The organism is Paenibacillus sp. KS1, from assembly GCF_001680695.1.
GTDB classification, from domain to species: Bacteria; Bacillota; Bacilli; order Paenibacillales; family Paenibacillaceae; genus Paenibacillus_B; species Paenibacillus_B suaedae.
Genome location: NZ_MAIS01000390.1, coordinates 1 through 238 on the forward strand (window position 1 = coordinate 1; position 238 = coordinate 238).

Genomic DNA, 238 nt, shown 5'->3' on the forward strand with positions numbered 1-238 from the left:
TTTATGTTTGGTAAGGCTGGCCTCTATTCAAGATAGCGTAAATGTGATGCAATAGCTTGTTGGCGCAAGCGATCACTGTTACCTTATAGGGCTTGCCTTCTTTCTTTTTTCGCTCATAGTACGATGCTAACCGTCTGTTATTTCCTTGCCGAAGTCCACACTGCACCGCTAGATATAACGATCTACGCAGGCGTTTTGACCCGCGCTTCGTTATTCGGTTACTGCTAGCTGTAAATTT

The 238-nt window shown here is 44.5% G+C and carries 1 protein-coding gene; it reads right to left on the reverse strand.

The genetic code is table 11. The features are described 5' to 3' along the window. Position 1 precedes the first annotated feature (1 nt). A partial coding sequence (locus BBG47_RS29275; protein WP_139070868.1) for a transposase occupies positions 2 to 238 on the reverse strand: 237 nt, incomplete at its 5' end.